Genomic DNA, 17,763 nt, shown 5'->3' with positions numbered 1-17,763 from the left:
TCTATTTTATTTTTTGATAGATGTTGTACTCCTTGTCGATGACCTTAAAATTATCCATGATCTCATGCCTCATTAAAGTCTCTTTTGTACCTAGGCATAAAAATCCAAACAGTGCCAAGGATTGGTAAAACAGGTTGATGACATGTTCCTGAAGTTTGAGATCAAAGTAAATCAGCACATTTCTGCACGTTATTAATTGGAACTCATTAAAGACTTGATCGGTTGCCAGGTTATGGGTTGAGAACAGGATGTTTTGCCTCAGGTCATGGTTAATGATCGCTGCATCATATCTTGCCGTATAATAGTTGGAAAGACTTTCTGTTGAGTTGTATGCATTGAAGTTGTCAGAATATTCCTTGAATTTATTGATGGGATAGATCCCTTTTTTGGCAACTTCGAGCACTTTACTGTTGATGTCGGTTCCATAAATAAAAGCACGGTCACTTAGATTGTTTTCCTTTAACAGAATGGCCAGGGAATAAACCTCTTCACCGGTTGAACAACCTGCACTCCATATTTTTATCCTAGGGAAAGTCTGTAAGTAGGGGATGATATCCTTGTTGAGTTTGTTGAAGAATCCAGGGTCCCGAAACATTTCAGTCACATTCACCGTGACTTCCTGTATGAAATATTGCTGGAATCCCTCAACGTTGACCAATGCATTCTTTAAATCCACCATATCCATGTCCTCCAGGTTCATGATACGTTGGATTCTGCGTTTCAATGAAGAGCGAGTATATCCGGACAGATCAAAATCTGACACATTCTTCAATAGAAAGACAATTTCTTCTACTTCTGAAAAACTCAATTCATTGGAATCTCTTAACTCAGCCATACTTGCATTAATGATACTAATTTATCAAGGTCGATGGGTTTGCTCACATAATCGTTTGCTCCCAATTCAATGGATTTTTCCCGATCTCCCTTCATTGCCTTCGCCGTAACGGCGATAATAGGCAGGTCTTTAAACTTTTTGTTTTTCCTGATTTCTTGGATAGCCTCATAACCATCCATCTCTGGCATCATGATATCCATCAGGACGATGTCCACTTCCTTTTGCTCATCGTTAATGATGTTTAGCGCTTCCAGGCCGTTGTTGGCAATCTCAATCTGCATGTTATATTGCTGTAGCGATGAGGTCAATGCAAATACATTTCGCATATCGTCATCTGCTATTAGCACCGTTTTATGATCCAATGTGCTTGTTCCATAATTTTCTTTAGGACCAATCTTCTCTGGATGCTTGATCGGATTATATGCCGGAGCAGATAGCTTGTTTAAGAAAAGGTTTACCTCATCGATCAATCTATTGTTGGATTTACTTGATTTTAATACCATAGATTGTGTATGGCGCATGATTCTTTCGGTCTGCTCTGAGCTCAAATCATATGCTGTATTGATGATGACCGGAAGTTTCTCAAATTTTGGATTCGATTTGATGACATCCAACATCTCAAGACCGCTACCATCAGGCAGTTTCACGTCCAAGATGATACAGTCTAGATTCTTTTCCTGTTCAAGTTTTTTCAATCCTGATTCTACCGTGAAGGCTTGGATTACATTGATGTTCTGTTCAGCAAAAGCCTTTTTGATCAGGTCACTTTGGAATTCCTGATCTTCGATCAATAGGATCTTTTTAAGGTCCTTATTGATGTTGAGTTTAATGTTTTCAAAGGCTACTCCAATGCTTTCTCCAGTAACCGGTTTTGCCATAAAGCCAATAGCGCCACTTTCAAGGAAATCTTTCTTGTTGAAATTAGCTGCAGACATCATGTGGATCGGGATATGCTTGGTCGTCTCGTTTGCCTTTAAGGTTTTCAGGACTTCCCAGCCATCAGCCAATGGAAGCATCACATCCAGAATAATAGCATCAGGAATATTTTCCTTGGCCATCTGGATACCTGCAACACCATCATAGGCATTTAAGACATTGAAGCCAAATTCTAGAGCAAATTCCTTCAGGATATCCGCAAAATTAACATCATCTTCAATGATCAGGATAGATTTCTTCTCTCTTACGACCTCCGCAATTGGTCCAGGTTCTACGACAGCTGCGGGTTTTGCTGCTGCTGTTTCCTTAATTGCTGGCGGAGTTGTTTTTATGGCTGCTTCTTTCGCAGGAGCTGCGTCTTTATATTCCGTAAATGGAATGATCAAGGTGAATTTACTTCCTATTCCAGATTCACTTTCCAAGGTAATTCGACCGCCTAATAAAGAGGAAATCTCTTTCGAAATCGACAAGCCCAGACCTGTTCCACCATATTTGCGGCTTGTAGAGCCATCTTCCTGACGGAAAGCTTCGAATATCAAAGCTTGTTTGTCTTCTGAGATCCCTTTTCCGTTATCGGAAACCGCAAAATGTAAGTTTCCAGATTGGTTGATGATCTGCAGATTGATCTCTCCATTTTGATCGGTGAATTTGAATGCATTGGAAAGGAAGTTCTTTAATACTTGTTCCAAGCGGTATTCATCGGAAATAAATTGTTCCGGCGCCTTTTTAATATCGATGTTAAATCGGATAGACTTTTCTTTTGCCACCTCTTTAAATAGGGATTCAAGATTGGCAGCAAAATGTTTGCTATTGATGCTGTCCTTGTGGATCTCTACTTTCCCGGATTCAATTTTCGCTAGGTCTAAGAGTTCATTGATCAATTGCAGCAGGTCCGAACCTGCATTATGAATTACGGAGGCATATTTGACCTGTTCTTCACTTAGGTTGCTATGTTTGTTATCCTGCAACAACTTGGCAAGGATCAAGATACTATTGAGTGGAGTCCTTAGTTCGTGGCTCATATTGGCCATAAACTCGGATTTATATTTACTTGCCTGCTCTACTTCCGTGATTTTCTGTTCTACGACAGTATGGGCATGATTAAGGTCGTTATTGCGCTTTTCAAGCTCTGCAGCTTTTTCGTTAAGCTCTTTATTGGCTTGAGAAAGTTCTTCCTGCTGTACCCGAAGCTCTTCTTCGGAAGCTTCCAATAGATTGGTCTTATAAACCAATTCTTCATTGGTTATTCTCAATTCTTCCTGTTGAGCTTCTAATTCTTCCGTTTGTCTTTGGGTTTCTTCAAGCAGGCCTTCAACTAAGGCATGGCTTTGACGGCTATGTAAAGCTGAACCTATAGAACGGCTAGTTCGGGTTAGGTAGCTGATGATGTTTTCTTTCTTGGAATCTGGAAAGGATCCGATGATCTCTATCAGGGCGATGCAATAATCTTCATATACCACTGGGAATAAAATCACGTCGGCTTCAATGGATTTGATTACCCCGGTTTTTATCTTGCTATTGCTGACGTCAATCGAGGATAGAATCTGCGGTTTTTTAGATTCTACGACCGATCCCAAAATCCCTTCGCCATGACGGAATATCTCAATTTTATCTTTTGGGTCTAGGCCTTTTGAGTCACGTATCCTGAATTCATAGGAGTCGATCTTTCGGACATAAAATGCCCCAGCAAAAGAATTGGTCACTTCCGAGATCACATTCAGTGAAGTTTTGGCAATTTCAGATTCCGTAGAAACGCCTGAGATGTTATTATGGAGTTTGGAGGAATTGGTAAGCACCCAATTGACACTTTCCAGTTCTTCAGAGGTTTTGGTCAAGTTGTGGTTTAATTCCTTTTCCTTTCTTGTATTTCTGCGCAGGTATTCAAGAATACGCAGCGTTTGGATGAAAGCAAAGAATATACCTAATAGGGATAGGATACCAAAAACGGCGGTATACACCCTTGTGCTAGCAAGTTCTTTGGATTTTTTATCAGTGAGCTTTTTCCTGGCTTCAATCACATCATTTGTGAAGGAATTTCTAGCCTGATTTATTATCGTTTGTTCATTGGCTAGGGACTTAAAGATTTCGTCGGTTGACTCGGTGTTGAAATCGTGTTCGTTAGCACTAATGGAAGCCGTTATAGCTTTAATATGTTCCACAGACTTTGGTGGAGTCTGGTACAGCTCATTTGGACGTTCGATCTGTAAAATCAAGCCATGGATTTCATCTTCTAGTTGTTCCACTGTCAGGGGATCTGCACTTTTTTCCAGGTTCTTGTATTTGGAGAGTTTCTGGATATCAAGTTCCCATTCTTGGATGTTGTAGAATTGTTTTTGCGCCAGTTCTATATAACCGTTAATGGTCTCTGAATACTCGCGTTGTTTGTTCAGGAAATACCAATAGGAGAATATTATGATTAGATTAGCGACAATAATGCTGACTATAAATTGCCACTTTAATTGACTAAACTTATTCATGTTAGAATAGAATGTTAACTTTAAATTTCATAAGTATAAATTTCATTATCCAGCACAGAGATGTAAATAATGTTCTTCTAATTAAAACTTGAAACCACAATCAAGAGAAGTGATTAAATCGCGTTAGTTTTTAGAAAATTATGACAAAGGTAATGAACTAAATAAGAATCATTAGCACCATATATCTGTTTTATACTTAGTAACACTTGTTTTTCCATAATTTACTTAGTCCAATTCTATAAAATTGTCGAAATAATAAAATCTAAATTAATGATTTAAATTTTAATTTTGTCGGTATAAAAAATTAATAATTAGCGTTTTAAGAATGAATTCTGTATTAAAAAATATCGAAATCATTCCTTTTACCAATCGGTTGCTTGGTGTAACACCTAAATTTAAAAATAGTTTTTTATTGTTTATTAATTTTTTATAACCTTTTTTCGTTGAAATATCATGGATATTGAGGTAAAGCTGACATGTTCGGAATATTTTTTTATCTTTAAGAAGTCAGAAACAATATTAATCTAAAAATTAATGGATTCACCGATTCAATTAGTTCTAATCATTACTGGGTCAGTAATAGCTATTTTTTTCCTGTTGTATTTGTTGCCAGTAAATCTTTGGTTTACGGCCCAATTGTCGAATGTAAAGATCAGTCTTTTGAATTTAGTACTGATGAGATTGCGTAAGGTTCCACCATCCTTGGTGACCAATGCCATGATTACCTCGACTAAAGCCGGCTTGAAAATTACTTCCAATGAGATCGAAACCCACTATTTAGCGGGAGGAAATGTAAATAAAGTAATCAAGGCACTGATTTCTGCGGATAAAGCAAATATTCCTTTGGATTTTAAGTTGGCCACAGCCATTGACCTTGCGGGACGTGATGTTTTTGATGCGGTACAGCTTTCCGTAAATCCTCAGGTTATCAATACACCTCCAGTTGCAGCCGTCGCAAAAGATGGTATTCAGTTGATTGCGAAGGCAAGGGTTACCGTTCGTGCAAATATCAATCAATTGGTCGGGGGTGCTGGTGAAGAAACCATTCTTGCCCGTGTCGGTGAAGGTATTGTGACAACAATTGGTTCCTCTGCCAACCATAAGGAGGTTTTGGAAAATCCAGACCGTATTTCAAAAACTGTTCTTTCCAAGGGATTGGATTCCGGAACGGCCTTTGAAATCTTATCCATTGATATTGCAGACATCGATATTGGTGAAAACGTAGGTGCGAAACTTCAGACCGATCAGGCCGAGGCAGACCTAAAAGTTGCTAATGCAAGAGCGGAAGAACGTAGAGCGATGGCTGTTGCAACCGAACAGGAAATGCGTGCGAAAGCTCAGGAAGCCAAGGCTAAGGTAATCGAAGCTGAATCGCAAGTTCCAATGGCTATGGCTGAAGCATTCAGAAATGGCAACTTGGGTATAATGGATTACTATAAAATGCAAAATATCCAAGCGGATACCGATATGAGAACATCTATAGCGAAGCCGCAAGGACCTGATAAAAAATAAATTATCTCAATCAATAAGAAAAGCCATGATTAAGAAAGTTTAGCGCTTTCTGAAATCATGGCTTTTTTTATGGAATTATGCAGGTTTATAAACGAAAAAACCCTGACGATGGGCGCCAGGGTTTGATACTAACCAATTATAAACCTAAATTATGAAAAGACAATTTTAATATAAATTCTACTTATCCTTCGAATTATGAAACAAAGGTACGGTGAGAATTAACATTTACAAAGAAATGTCGATAAAAAGTTTCCCTTGCAACCATTTTCTGACAATACCGTGATTTATCTGTTGCAACAAATAAAACTTTGGCGTAAATGAATTAACAATTCAAAATTTTGGTCTATAAAAATTATTTACTTTTGGAAATATCAATTGATTATGGTGCTTAAGAAATTTGCTGCAATCAAAGCAGTTGTATTAGATGTTGACGGGGTCCTGACGGATGGCCGACTTTTGGTTACAGAAGCGGGTGAACAGTTGCGTTCTTTTTTTGTGAAAGATGGATATGCCATGCAATTGGCAATTAAAATGGGTTTAGATATTTGGGTGATATCAGGTGGAAATTCCGAGGGTGTCAGAAAGAGATTGGAAGGTCTGGGTATTCAAGAGATACATTTAGGTGTAAGAAATAAAATGGATGTCATGACCCAACTTACCGAAAAACACGAATTGCAAATGGAGGATTTGATGTACGTAGGAGATGACATGCCAGATTATGAGGTAATGCAGGTAGTGGGAATCGCTGTCTGTCCTAGTGATGCCGTGGAGGATATCAAGACCATCTCGCATTACATGTCACCGAAAAAAGGAGGGGAAGGAGTTGTCCGTGATGTCTTGGAGAAAATATTGAAATTGAAAGGTCGTTGGGGCGTACAGACAGAAATAAAGAGTGTTTAATGATAGTCCAAGAAAAATTAAAAGCGACCCCAATCATCTTGGGTTCTAAATCACCCCGAAGAAAGGAGCTATTGAAGTCCATGGATATAGATTTCACGGTAGAAGTTCGGGAAACCGATGAATCCTTTGATGAAACCTTGTCTCCTGAAGAGGTCGTTCAACATATTGCAGAAGCAAAATTGGCGGCATTCCATGAACCTTCATTATATGATAAGTTAATTATTTGCGCTGATACCATTGTCGTAGATCATTTGTCTGCTGTAATAGGGAAGCCAAAGGATGCCGAAGAGGCTGTAGAGGTAATTACTGGCCTAAGCGGCAAGGAACATTTGGTCTTTACTGCAGTTGCCATGGCTTATCAAGGCGAGACAAGATCATTTGTTGAGGCGACGAAGGTATGGTTCAACAAATTGGAGAAAGAGGAAATCAATTATTATGTTAAAAACTATCAGCCCGTGGATAAGGCAGGCTCTTACGGCATTCAAGAATGGATAGGCAGAATTGGTATTGAGAGAATTGAAGGTTCTTATGAAAATGTGATAGGATTGCCTACGGCCAGGTTGCAAAAGGAACTCAAGGAAATGTTTGCTGTATAAATCTAGCTTTAGATATTAAAATAAAGGGCGGAAAATTAATTTTCCGCCCCATTTATTTACATTTACCCTTACTTAATATGATATCTAATTCCTGTGTAGAACATTCTACCGGTCATAGGTCCCCAAAGCATGTTTGTGTCAAAATGTTGACCAAATGGTTGGTCAAACGCCAAGATTGGATCTTTTTGATAGAAGTTGCTTAAGTTTTCCCCACCGATATAAATATCAAAGTTTTTGTTCTTGCCCAATGTTTTGCTAACCTGAGCATTCATGGTTACATAGGCATCAGATTGACTTGCCAATTGATATTCTACTGGATTACTGCTGGTATTAGGCAATCTTTTCTTGCCCACTACGTTCAACGTATAGTCAAAATGCCAGCCTGAATGGGTATTGTAGGCTAGGTTCATGAATCCACGGTGCTTAGCAGTCAACGGTTTCTGTAGCTTTCCTGATTTATATTCTGTTTCCACATCGAGCATACGGTAAGCCATTCTGGCTTCGAAGTGTGGAGCGGGCATAAATCTGAATTCAGCCTGTAAGCTATTGGAGTATGATTTCCCGTCTAAGTTATAGAATGATACTTCACGGGGGTTTTCAAAATCAACGACTACTTGATTTTGGAAGTTGTTATGGAATAGTTCCACGGACACGCCAGATTCCCTTCCGAAAAGCTGGAAGCTTTGGTCAACAGTAAATCCTGTATTCCAAGATACTTCTGGTTTAAGTCCATAGGCATGTTCGCCACTAGCAAGGTTTGCCAATCCGTTGATAGCCCTGCTTGAGGCAAAGATACCTAGGTTTTCGGCAAAGATATTGGCAGTACGCTGTCCGCGACCTGAGCTTAAGCGGAGGGTAGTTCCCAGGATTGGCTCATAACGCAAAACTGCTCTTGGTGTAGTAAACCAACCATATAGATTGTTGTAATCCTGACGGATTCCCAATACAGCATCAAACTTTTCGCTAGGGCTGAAGGTGTATTCTGCAAATACGCCAGTTACAGCCTCTTTACGGCCAAAATTGTAGGCATAGTCATTGTTGGAATTTACGCGTTTCAGATCTTCATCATAGTGGTCATATTGAACAGAAGCTCCAACCTTATATTTGTGGGATACATCGCCGATGATATCCTGGAACAATAGGTTTGCATAATAGGAGTTTTGTTCATTATCGTAGGTGTTCAATCCAAAGAAACTTTCTTGTTTATATTGACTTGCAGATAATTGAAGCCCGATACTACGGTGTTTGTTTGTCGGGAATACATAGCCCAATTTACCAAAACCTTCAATTCTTTGGTTTTTGAATCCTAGACCATATTTATTGGTCGTCAATTTATCAGTATTCTCGTTGAATTCAATCTGTCCACCGATTCTATCATCGTGAAGGAATTTCACGCCGAACTGGGCAATGATTCCTTTGCCGTTTTCGAAATGCCAACGGTTTACACCTGAGAATAGGTTTCCTACTGGAATATCACGGAAGCCATTGTCACTGAAGTTCATTTTCTTGTTGTACATGAAGTTATCATGCAGCAATAGTCCAACAGACCATTTCTCATTGATATGATGCGAAAGGTTTAGATTGACATCGGTACGGCCCATATTGTTGGCGTAGGCATTAAAAAATAACTTCTCGCTGTTATGGGGTTTCTTCAGTTCAACGTTGATTTGGCCAGCCATGTTTTCAAATCCATTGGCAACTGAACCAATGCCTTTGCTGATATTGATGGCTTCGATCCAAGTTCCGGCAATACTGTTCAATCCTAAGGGTGAAGCAAAGCCTCTAGGTCCTGGTAGACCTTCAACGGTAAGTTGGGTATAGATACCAGCAAGTCCGAGCATCTGGATCTGTTTACTGCCCGTTACTGCATCGCTGCTTACTACATCCACGGAAGCATTCGTCTCAAAGCTTTCACTTAGATCACAACATGCCGCCTTGAAAAGTTCTTTCGCCGTGATAGTCTCTACACGGTTTGGGGTCAATTTAGAAATGTAATTGGATTTCTGTCTTCTAGTGACCACGATTTCCTGTAAAGTGTTGTTCTTTGCCTGTACAACGAGGACTTCATGTAGGTTTTTTACCTCGATGGTATCCCCCTGCATACTGGCATGTGAGATCACTAACTTTCTATAAGGCTTCTGGTGCATGATTTTGAAAACGCCATTTTCATTGGTCTTAACCTTTTTGCTCGGGTTGTCCAACCAGAAAATGGTAACTTCGGTAATAGGGGTCAAATCCCCTTTTTCACTTTCATTAACTACGACTCCGGTAACCTCATGGTCATGGTCGTGGTTATGTCCGCCATCGTCATCGTGATTGTGTTCTTGGCCTTCCTCATGCTGATGGCCTTCCTCCGCATGGTCATGGTCGTGGTCATGCTCCTGCTCTGCATCCATTCTAGGGTACAGACAGCATTCATGTAATTCTTCATAGGTGGCATCCGGTGCACGGAATTCTTTGGTGTCATGACCGGCTTCAGCGATTCCCTGTTTAATTTTATCTAAGGAATTTTTGCTGGAATCATAGGTTACAGTAGCAATACCAGTACTGCTATCCCATTCAATGGATTTTGCGCCGGCATCTTTGCCCGCAGTCTCGATCCGTTTCTTACACATGGCACAATTGCCAGAAACTTCAAATTTCTCGGTGTTAATATTGTTTTGGGCGAACAGTCCTGTGCCCACAGCTATAAAAATAAATACTAATAAATATCTAAATAAGTGCATAGTTCATCGTAATTAATAAAAATTCAAAAAGTCTAGATTGATTTTGAAAGTTTATTTAATCAAATGATGAATGTGCAGTTGAGAAGGTATACAGAATGGGATTCCGCGAATAGAGCGGGTTTGAAAGGATTGGGTTCTTCGGGTTTATCTTCAATGATTTGTACCCAATGATTGATAATCCAAGGGATCAATACGATAGCCGGAGAAAAGTCGAAAGTACTGCCAAATAGCATTTTAGAACGCAATTGATCACTTTCGGTAGTCAATTCTAAATTTACTTTGGAATCTTGACAGGTATGGTCATCTTCACATTGGCTGTTGGTTTCCAGATCATCGGCATGATCGTGGTCTTGGTGCAAATTGCTGCACATAGGGCAACTGTCATGTGATACTTTGGATTCCTCAAGAACCGAGAACATGGTACTTTTTCCACAATGGTGCATATGGATAGTAGCCCCTGTACTGCATACAGAATAAATCAATAGTAAGCATATGGCTACAATTTTTCTCATGTCGGTTTCAAATATAGGAAACTAACACTGAATATGTGGATAATTAATTGTAATTTTTTCTTGTCAAAAGAATTCACACTAATTATATTCGAATTGACTTATTACTTTATAAACCTTTGACTTATGGAAACTTTAGCTGCACATCCAAATCTGTTGTATTTGGGCTTGGTAAGCCTAGTATCAGCAGGAATCTTGGTAATTTTCCTATTCAACAAAATTCTGAGAAGAGTTAATTAAATAAAAAACCTGATTCAACTGAATCAGGTTTTTTTTCTATCCTTTAATGGAGGAAATGAAATCTGGTATTTTCTCCAAGTAGTTTTCCTCTGTCAATAACTTGACAAATGCAGTTCCTACAATGGCGCCATTGGCATATTTTGTAGCTTTTTGAAAAGTGTCCTTATTGTGGATCCCAAAACCTATCACGACAGGGTTCTCTAGATCCATATCCTTAATCCTCTGGAAATAGCTTTCTGATTGTTCCTGAACATTTAATTTTGTTCCAGTGGTCGCATTCGAAGAAAGGAGATAAATAAAGTTTGTCGAAAGAGAGTCGATTTTTCTAATTCTGTCGGCAGATGTCTGTGGAGTTACCAAAAAAACATTGCTCACTTGGTTCTCTTCAAATACTCCTTGGTACAGCTCTTCATATTCATACATTGGAAGGTCAGGGATGATCGTGCCGTTCACTCCGACCTCCTTGCAGGCTTTACAGAAGTTCTCAACGCCATATTGAAGGACGGGATTCACATAACCCATTAGAAATACTGGGATACTGACTCTTTTTCGTAGATCCTTCAATTGTTCGAACAAAACCTTTAAGGTCATGCCGTTTTCCAGTGCTACTTCTGAACTATGTTGGATGGTAGGTCCATCGGCAACCGGATCCGAGTAGGGGAATCCAATTTCAAGGAAATCCGCACCTGCTTTTTCCAGTGCTTCTGCAATATCAATGGTGCTGTCCAGCGTTGGGTAGCCAGCGGTAAAATATATAGATAGCAATCCGTTTGCCTGTTTGTTAATCTTTATCATGTTATAAACCGAAATATTTCATGTAATTGTCCAAATCCTTGTCGCCACGTCCAGAAAGACAGATGACCACAGTTTCGTCTCCTTTAAAGTTCATTTTTTCTAGGTGAGCCAATGCATGTGAACTTTCTATAGCCGGAATGATACCTTCTAATTTTGTCAATTGTAGTCCTGCCTGCATGGCTTCATCATCTGTCGCACTCACATAGGAGCCGCGACCGGATTTGAAAAGCCAAGCATGTTGGGGGCCAATTCCTGGATAGTCCAGTCCGGCCGAGATGGAATAAGGTTCGATGACTTGGCCATCTTCCGTTTGCATCAGGATCGAACGGCTGCCATGTAGTACACCTTCATTTCCTAAAACCGTGGTCGCGGCGGATTCTCCACTGTCTACACCATGGCCAGCAGCTTCAACAGCAATTAATTGTACATCTTCATCATCTAAAAAGTGATAAAACATGCCTGCTGCATTTGACCCGCCACCTACGCAGGCCATAACAATATCTGGTGTTTCCTTGCCTGTTTTTTCTAATAATTGTTTTTTTGTTTCTTCCGAAATAATGGACTGAAACCTTGCCACCATATCTGGATAAGGATGTGGTCCTACCACGGAGCCGATGATGTAATGCGTGTCGACAGGGTTGTTTATCCAATCTCTCAAAGCTTCATTGGTAGCATCTTTCAGGGTTTTGCTCCCTGATGTGGCAGCTACTACTTTTGCACCCATCATCTTCATTCGGGCTACATTGGGAGCCTGTCTTTGGATATCGATCTCGCCCATATAAACCACACATTCCAAGCCTTTCAGGGCACATACGGTAGCCGTGGCCACACCGTGCTGCCCAGCGCCAGTTTCTGCAATGATACGCTTCTTGCCTAGTTTCTCGGCAAGCAAGATCTGTCCGATGGTATTGTTGATCTTGTGCGCTCCTGTATGGTTCAGGTCTTCACGTTTCAAAAATATTTTGGCATTGTATTTTTCCGAAAGACGTTGAGCATGATATAGGGGAGAGGGTCTGCCTACATAATCACGTAATAAGTATTCAAATTCTTCCTTGAAAGAAGGGTCTTCCATTATTTGCAAGTATTGGTTTTGCAATTCTTCGACATTTGGATAAAGCATTTCAGGAATATAGGCCCCGCCGAATGGTCCATAGTATCCTTTATTATTTACTTGATATTTGCTCATTTCTGATGGTTTTCAATGCTAATTTTAATTTTTCTATATCTTTTAGGCCAGGTTCGATTTCAAATTTTGAATTGAGATCCAGGCCGATCAGTTTCAAGTCTTCAAAGTTTACGGCTTCCTGTAAGTTTTCCAAAGATAGCCCGCCACTTAAGAAATATGGCGTATCGTAGGGGTACTCTTTTAGTTTTTGCCAATTGAAGGTAACTCCAGTGCCGCCATAAGCTGGGCTCTTGCTGTCAAATAGGAAGTAATCGACCTGCCCAATATATGGTTCCAATTGTTTCCAATCAAAGTCTTCATCAATTCCAAAGGCTTTGATGACTTCCAAGCCTTTGGCCTTTAATGCTGCAGCAAGCTCAACTGGTTCAAGTCCATGTAGTTGGATGCTGTTCAGGTTGAATCTTTCAGTCGCATCCATGATTTCGGCAAAGTCGGAATTTACAAAAACTCCTGTTTTTTTGATGTCATTTGCCATGGAAATATTAACCAGGTCTCCAACATATCGTGCTGATTTCTTATAGAAGATATGCCCAATATACTGGATAGGAAGCTCAAGGAGTTGCAAAATGTTTTGCTCTTCCTTCATGCCACAGACCTTTACTAATAGTTCCCTAGCCATTTATCAAAGTTTTAAAGCTTTTCAAGGCCTTGTGACCCAATAGGGACTCTTCTGCCTCGTAATAACAGTCTGCAAAGCTTTTTTCTGGATGGAAGGTTTTTATTCCAAAAGCTGCATTGGTTAAGACGACATTGTTCTGGATGTCATTTCCTTCACCCTCGATAATCTGTTTGAAAATCTTTGCCGCATCTTCGATGGATTCACCACCTGCAAGATCTTGTGGAGCTACTGCCGTAAAGCCAAGCTCGTCCACCGTATAGTAGTTCTCCCCTTGATTATTGATTACCTTGAAGTCGCCCGTCAAGGAAATTTCATCATAACCATCCATGGCATGCATGATGCTGTATTGTTTGTCGGTGTTTTGATAGAGGTATGCATAGAGCCTAGCTAATTCCAAACTAAATACTCCAACCGATTGGAATTTAGGGTTTGCAGGATTGGTCAATGGTCCCAACATATTGAAAAAGGTCTTCACCGCTAAAGCTTTGCGGATTGGCGCTACGGTTTTCATCGCTGGGTGAAACAATGGGGCATGTAGGAAACAGATGTTGGTTGTTTCTAATTGTTTCTTTAGAACATCTTTGTCAGCAGTAAATGTATAGCCCAAGTACTCCATAACGTTGGAGGATCCGCAACTGGATGATACGCCTACATTGCCATGTTTGGCAACATGGTAACCAGCGCCTGCCACCACAAATGAGGCAAGTGTGGAAATATTGAAGGTGTTTTTTCCATCACCTCCGGTTCCACACATATCAATCAGGTCAAAACCATTGAAGTCTAATTTATTGCAAAGGTCATACATCGCGTCTCGGAAACCGCCTAGCTCCTCCACTCGGATACTGCGCATTCCATAGATGGTCATAAAGGCAGCAATCTGATGAGTATCGTATTTTCCAGTTGCAATGTTCGTCAGGATATCGTAAGCCTCTTTTCTGCTGAAGGACTTGTATTCAAATAGATGCGCTAAAATTTCTTTCATATTTTTTTCAATAAAAAAGGGCTTGCCGAAAAGGCAAGCCCACTATTATTTAGTTCTTTAATTCAACCAATAGGTGTCTGCCACAACATTATTTGTTGTGCCACCACCAAGCTGTATTGAATTGTACTGTTTTCATCGTTAGTTCAACAAATATCCAAGATGTTTTTGAGAATTGCAAGAAATCCTTTCAAAAAATGATTTTTTGTTAATAAGTGACAAAGTGAGCCATTTCATTCCCTTTGGATACCAAAGTAAATGATCCGATTTTATCCCCTTCTACGTAGACGCTGGTAACCAGTCTGTTCTTGTAATAAACGAAGAACATATTATCTACATCCAGATCTTCTGGATCGATATCACGAACCTCCTTACGAGGAAGTTCAGCGTAGTTTTTGATTTCTATCTGTTCAATATTTTTACTGTTTAGGTTCAGTCTGATTTCTTCCAAACTGACTTCTAAATAGTCATATAGTTCATCGGAAGGTTCATTCACGATGACCCATTTGCTCAGGATGACATCCAAAGCAATTTCATTATCATTTAGGTCGTAGATGAAGTCTGTTGCGACATCCCTGCCATTGACAGCATATTCTTCGGTTCGATCATCTCCATGTTCAAACTGTGCGAAGCTGATCCTTGGGCTGAGAAAAAGCAAGAAATATAGTAAGAAATGTTTCATTCAGTAAATTTTATTGTCGTTCTATGGACATAAAAAATGCAGAAAGGATTAATTTGTTTGGAGGTTTGCAACATATAATCCCCATGATATTAAAAAAGCGCCCTTCTTCAAGGCGCTTTCTATACCGATTTTAATATTCGTCTTCGTTGAAAAAGAAATCATCTTTTGTTGGATAATCTGGCCAGATTTCCTCAATGTTTTCATAAGGTTCACCATCATCTTCCAACGCCTGAAGATTCTCAATTACTTCAACTGGTGCTCCAGAGCGAATCGCATAATCAATTAATTCGTCTTTTGTCGCTGGCCATGGAGCGTCTTCTAAATGAGAAGCTAATTCAAGTGTCCAATACATATCTCTTTAATTAAGTTTCACGTTTTCGCAAAAATAATATTTAATTTAACTAATGCAAGGAAATTATCTTTAATTCTTTGTTAAAACAGGTATATTTCGCAGAAAATCAACGTTTTAAAATGAAACATTTCTTAAAATCAACTCCCTTGATTCCATACTTTTTTCATTTTTTCATAGACTTCTATTTCAATAGAGTCATATTTTTGACTTGAACTGTTGTCATATGTAATCGGTTTGAGTACCGATATTTTTATGACGCCTGGTTTTGAACCAAATCTTCCGCCATCATCCCATAAGATCTCCCATGCATTATGGATGACAACAGGGAGTATTGGAATGTTGTTCTCAATGGCCATTTTAAAGGCGCCAGCCTTAAATTTATGCAATACAGGTGGGAATTCTTCATCAATCTTCCCTTCCGGAAAGATAACAACCGATTTACCCTCATGTAGCAGTTCAGTGGCTCTTTTGAAAGCCTTGAAAGCTGAAATCTTGCTCTGACGGTTGACAGGGATGTCGATCGATTTAAAAAAAATACGTGTGACGGGATTCTTTAACAATTCAACCTTTCCAATAAAAGAAAATTCCTGCGGACAAAGGTAGGTGAGTGCTGTAATATCTAATATAGAGGTATGGTTAGGGCAGATGATGTAGGGTTTGCTCCAGTCGATTGCTTCCTCATATTCTATTTTGAACCTGATGCCTACTAAATGGACACTTAAGATGGAAATCCATTTTCTAAACCAAACAATGGAGGAGTAAAGTTTATTGGGGTTCTTAGAAAGGAAATATAAAAAAGGAAAACATATTGAAAAGAAAAAAAGGACGGATATGAAATATAATAACCTATGTATTTTCTTTAAAAATATTAACATATCTTCCTTAAACGTCTTTTCTGATGGTATAAAAATATAAAAAGCTTCACAATCGTGAAGCTTTTTATTTTATTTACTTAGTTCAGCATAATATTTATGGAACAATGGAATAGTTTCAATTCCTTTTAAATAGTTTTCAATACCGTACTTTTCATTTGGAGAGTGCAGGTTATCTGAATCCAATCCAAAGCCTAAAAGCACTGTTTTGATGCCCAATTCTTTTTCAAATAGGGCAACGATTGGAATAGATCCACCACCTCTTGTCGGGATAGGTTTTTTATTAAATGTTTCTTCCAATGCTTTTTCAGCAGCTTTATATGCGATGCTATCAGTAGGAGTAACTACTGGTTCACCACCATGGTGGGGTTTAACCTCTACTTTTACAGATTTTGGAGCGATCTTTTCAAAATGTTCTTTGAACAATTTAGTGATACGCTCTGAGTTTTGATTAGGGACCAAACGCATAGAGATCTTTGCGAAAGCTTTTGAAGGCAATACGGTCTTTGCTCCTTCACCAATGTAACCACCCCAGATACCGTTTACTTCCAAAGTCGGACGGATACCAGTACGTTCGATAGTAGTGAACCCTTTCTCACCCCATAATTCTTGAACACCTAAATCATTTTCGTATTCCTGAACATCAAAAGGCGCTTCGTTCAAAGCTTTTCTTTCTGCATCAGTCAACTCCAATACATCATCATAGAAACCTGGAATCGCGATGTGGTTGTTTTCATCATGCAACGAAGCGATCATCTTTGAAAGAATGGTCGCAGGGTTAGCTACAGCACCACCATACACACCAGAGTGAAGGTCGCGGTTAGGACCAGTAACTTCAACTTCAACGTATGAAAGACCACGCAATCCTGTTTCTAATGAAGGATTTTCAAGACTGATCATGGACGTGTCCGAAATAACGATTACATCAGCTTTAAGGCGTTCTTTGTTTGCATTGACAAAGATGCCCAGATTTGCAGAACCTACTTCTTCCTCTCCTTCGATCATGAATTTAACATTACATGCCAATTCATTTTCTTTCATCATATATTCAAAAGCTTTAACGTGCATATAGAACTGACCTTTGTCGTCAGCAGCACCACGAGCGTAGATTTTACCGTCGCGAACAGTTGGCTCAAATGGAGGAGTTTCCCAAAGTTCAATTGGGTCTGCCGGTTGCACATCATAATGTCCATAAACCAAAACTGTCGGTAAACTTGGGTCGATGATCTTCTCCCCATATACGATTGGATAGCCTGCAGTTGGACAAATCTCAACGTTGTCTGCACCAGCATCCTTAAGTTTTTGAGCTACAAATTGTGCGGTATTGATTACACCTTCCTTGAACTGTGGGTCAGCACTAACTGATGGAAAGCGCAATAATTCAAATAATTCTTCTAAGAAGCGATCTTTGTTTGCTTCTACATAGTCTTTGATTTTTTGCATTTCAAAAGTGTTTTTACAAAGGTAATGAAATAAATTTTACAAGAGCTGTAACTTTTTCTTTCTCCCGACGACATATGTTTACATAGATTTTCAATAAATGAAAT

Annotated in this window: 15 protein-coding genes; 3 read left to right on the top strand and 12 right to left on the bottom strand. The window is 39.4% G+C overall.

Annotated elements, in window-relative coordinates:
- Position 1: 1 nt before the first annotated feature.
- Both ACWICE_RS01325 and ACWICE_RS01320 read right to left on the bottom strand, forming a co-directional pair.
- On the bottom strand, positions 2–835 hold the full coding sequence (locus ACWICE_RS01325; protein ID WP_185215955.1) for a CheR family methyltransferase: 834 nt from the start codon (positions 833–835) through the stop codon (positions 2–4).
- Complete coding sequence (locus ACWICE_RS01320; RefSeq protein WP_454297467.1) at positions 823–4,248, bottom strand: response regulator; 3,426 nt, start codon at positions 4,246–4,248, stop codon at positions 823–825. The genes ACWICE_RS01325 and ACWICE_RS01320 overlap by 13 nt, the downstream gene beginning before the upstream one ends.
- A 534-nt stretch (positions 4,249–4,782) precedes the next feature.
- Between ACWICE_RS01320 and floA the strand changes: the two genes are divergently transcribed.
- The 3 genes from floA (at position 4,783) to ACWICE_RS01305 (ending at position 7,256) form a co-directional block, all read left to right on the top strand.
- Complete coding sequence (gene floA / locus ACWICE_RS01315) at positions 4,783–5,760, top strand: flotillin-like protein FloA (protein WP_185211185.1); 978 nt, start codon at positions 4,783–4,785, stop codon at positions 5,758–5,760.
- Positions 5,761–6,141: 381 nt separating this feature from the next.
- Complete coding sequence (locus ACWICE_RS01310) at positions 6,142–6,660, top strand: KdsC family phosphatase (protein WP_254526462.1); 519 nt, start codon at positions 6,142–6,144, stop codon at positions 6,658–6,660.
- A complete protein-coding gene (locus ACWICE_RS01305) occupies positions 6,660–7,256 on the top strand; it encodes a Maf family nucleotide pyrophosphatase (protein ID WP_454297466.1) in 597 nt (198 codons plus the stop codon). The genes ACWICE_RS01310 and ACWICE_RS01305 overlap by 1 nt, the downstream gene beginning before the upstream one ends.
- A 68-nt stretch (positions 7,257–7,324) precedes the next feature.
- On the opposite strand, the gene ACWICE_RS01300 is transcribed toward ACWICE_RS01305, so the two are convergent.
- From ACWICE_RS01300 to ACWICE_RS01255, 10 genes are all read right to left on the bottom strand, one after another.
- Entirely contained in the window at positions 7,325–9,982 is a 2,658-nt protein-coding gene (locus tag ACWICE_RS01300; protein WP_185211180.1) for a TonB-dependent receptor domain-containing protein, read from the bottom strand.
- A 59-nt stretch (positions 9,983–10,041) separates the two neighbouring features.
- The gene (locus ACWICE_RS01295) at positions 10,042–10,494 is read right to left on the bottom strand and encodes a hypothetical protein (RefSeq protein ID WP_454297465.1); all 453 of its coding nucleotides are present in this window, start codon (positions 10,492–10,494) and stop codon (positions 10,042–10,044) included.
- A 273-nt stretch (positions 10,495–10,767) separates the two neighbouring features.
- On the bottom strand, positions 10,768–11,526 hold the full coding sequence (trpA, locus tag ACWICE_RS01290; RefSeq protein WP_454297464.1) for a tryptophan synthase subunit alpha: 759 nt from the start codon (positions 11,524–11,526) through the stop codon (positions 10,768–10,770).
- Position 11,527: 1 nt separating this feature from the next.
- A complete protein-coding gene (gene trpB / locus ACWICE_RS01285) occupies positions 11,528–12,712 on the bottom strand; it encodes a tryptophan synthase subunit beta (RefSeq protein ID WP_185211175.1) in 1,185 nt (394 codons plus the stop codon).
- Positions 12,690–13,331 carry a phosphoribosylanthranilate isomerase gene (locus ACWICE_RS01280; protein ID WP_185211173.1) on the bottom strand — a complete coding sequence of 214 codons (642 nt, stop codon included), beginning with the start codon at positions 13,329–13,331 and terminating at the stop codon, positions 12,690–12,692. Before ACWICE_RS01280 ends, trpB begins: the two co-directional genes overlap by 23 nt.
- Positions 13,324–14,313 carry an anthranilate phosphoribosyltransferase gene (gene trpD / locus ACWICE_RS01275; RefSeq protein ID WP_454297463.1) on the bottom strand — a complete coding sequence of 330 codons (990 nt, stop codon included), beginning with the start codon at positions 14,311–14,313 and terminating at the stop codon, positions 13,324–13,326. Before trpD ends, ACWICE_RS01280 begins: the two co-directional genes overlap by 8 nt.
- Before the next feature lie 205 nt (positions 14,314–14,518).
- Entirely contained in the window at positions 14,519–14,992 is a 474-nt protein-coding gene (locus ACWICE_RS01270) for a hypothetical protein (RefSeq protein ID WP_454297462.1), read from the bottom strand.
- 130 nt (positions 14,993–15,122) lie between these two features.
- Positions 15,123–15,344, bottom strand: a complete 222-nt coding sequence (locus ACWICE_RS01265; protein ID WP_002996718.1) for a DUF2795 domain-containing protein — start codon at positions 15,342–15,344, stop codon at positions 15,123–15,125.
- A 137-nt stretch (positions 15,345–15,481) separates the two neighbouring features.
- Positions 15,482–16,219 (bottom strand): lysophospholipid acyltransferase family protein, encoded by a 738-nt coding sequence (locus ACWICE_RS01260; protein ID WP_454297461.1) that lies wholly within the window; start codon positions 16,217–16,219, stop codon positions 15,482–15,484.
- Positions 16,220–16,288: 69 nt separating this feature from the next.
- Complete coding sequence (locus ACWICE_RS01255) at positions 16,289–17,659, bottom strand: dipeptidase (RefSeq protein ID WP_185211166.1); 1,371 nt, start codon at positions 17,657–17,659, stop codon at positions 16,289–16,291.
- Positions 17,660–17,763: the final 104 nt, after the last annotated feature.

The sequence above is a fragment of the Sphingobacterium sp. NPDC055346 genome (genome assembly GCF_053645235.1).
This window is presented reverse-complemented; position numbering and strand designations above follow the sequence as displayed.

Bases quoted from the DNA above. Each gene is read 5' to 3' on its own strand.
- trpB (WP_185211175.1), bottom strand. From the start codon at position 12,712: ATGAGCAAATATCAAGTAAATAATAAAGGATACTATGGACCATTCGGC.
- trpA (WP_454297464.1), bottom strand. From the start codon at position 11,526: ATGATAAAGATTAACAAACAGGCAAACGGATTGCTATCTATATATTTT.
- ACWICE_RS01265 (WP_002996718.1), bottom strand. From the start codon at position 15,344: ATGTATTGGACACTTGAATTAGCTTCTCATTTAGAAGACGCTCCATGG.
- ACWICE_RS01295 (WP_454297465.1), bottom strand. From the start codon at position 10,494: ATGAGAAAAATTGTAGCCATATGCTTACTATTGATTTATTCTGTATGC.
- ACWICE_RS01320 (WP_454297467.1), bottom strand. From the start codon at position 4,248: ATGAATAAGTTTAGTCAATTAAAGTGGCAATTTATAGTCAGCATTATT.
- ACWICE_RS01310 (WP_254526462.1), top strand. From the start codon at position 6,142: ATGGTGCTTAAGAAATTTGCTGCAATCAAAGCAGTTGTATTAGATGTT.
- ACWICE_RS01325 (WP_185215955.1), bottom strand. From the start codon at position 835: ATGGCTGAGTTAAGAGATTCCAATGAATTGAGTTTTTCAGAAGTAGAA.
- ACWICE_RS01305 (WP_454297466.1), top strand. From the start codon at position 6,660: ATGATAGTCCAAGAAAAATTAAAAGCGACCCCAATCATCTTGGGTTCT.
- ACWICE_RS01300 (WP_185211180.1), bottom strand. From the start codon at position 9,982: ATGCACTTATTTAGATATTTATTAGTATTTATTTTTATAGCTGTGGGC.
- ACWICE_RS01255 (WP_185211166.1), bottom strand. From the start codon at position 17,659: ATGCAAAAAATCAAAGACTATGTAGAAGCAAACAAAGATCGCTTCTTA.
- ACWICE_RS01280 (WP_185211173.1), bottom strand. From the start codon at position 13,331: ATGGCTAGGGAACTATTAGTAAAGGTCTGTGGCATGAAGGAAGAGCAA.
- ACWICE_RS01270 (WP_454297462.1), bottom strand. From the start codon at position 14,992: ATGAAACATTTCTTACTATATTTCTTGCTTTTTCTCAGCCCAAGGATC.
- trpD (WP_454297463.1), bottom strand. From the start codon at position 14,313: ATGAAAGAAATTTTAGCGCATCTATTTGAATACAAGTCCTTCAGCAGA.
- floA (WP_185211185.1), top strand. From the start codon at position 4,783: ATGGATTCACCGATTCAATTAGTTCTAATCATTACTGGGTCAGTAATA.
- ACWICE_RS01260 (WP_454297461.1), bottom strand. From the start codon at position 16,219: ATGTTAATATTTTTAAAGAAAATACATAGGTTATTATATTTCATATCC.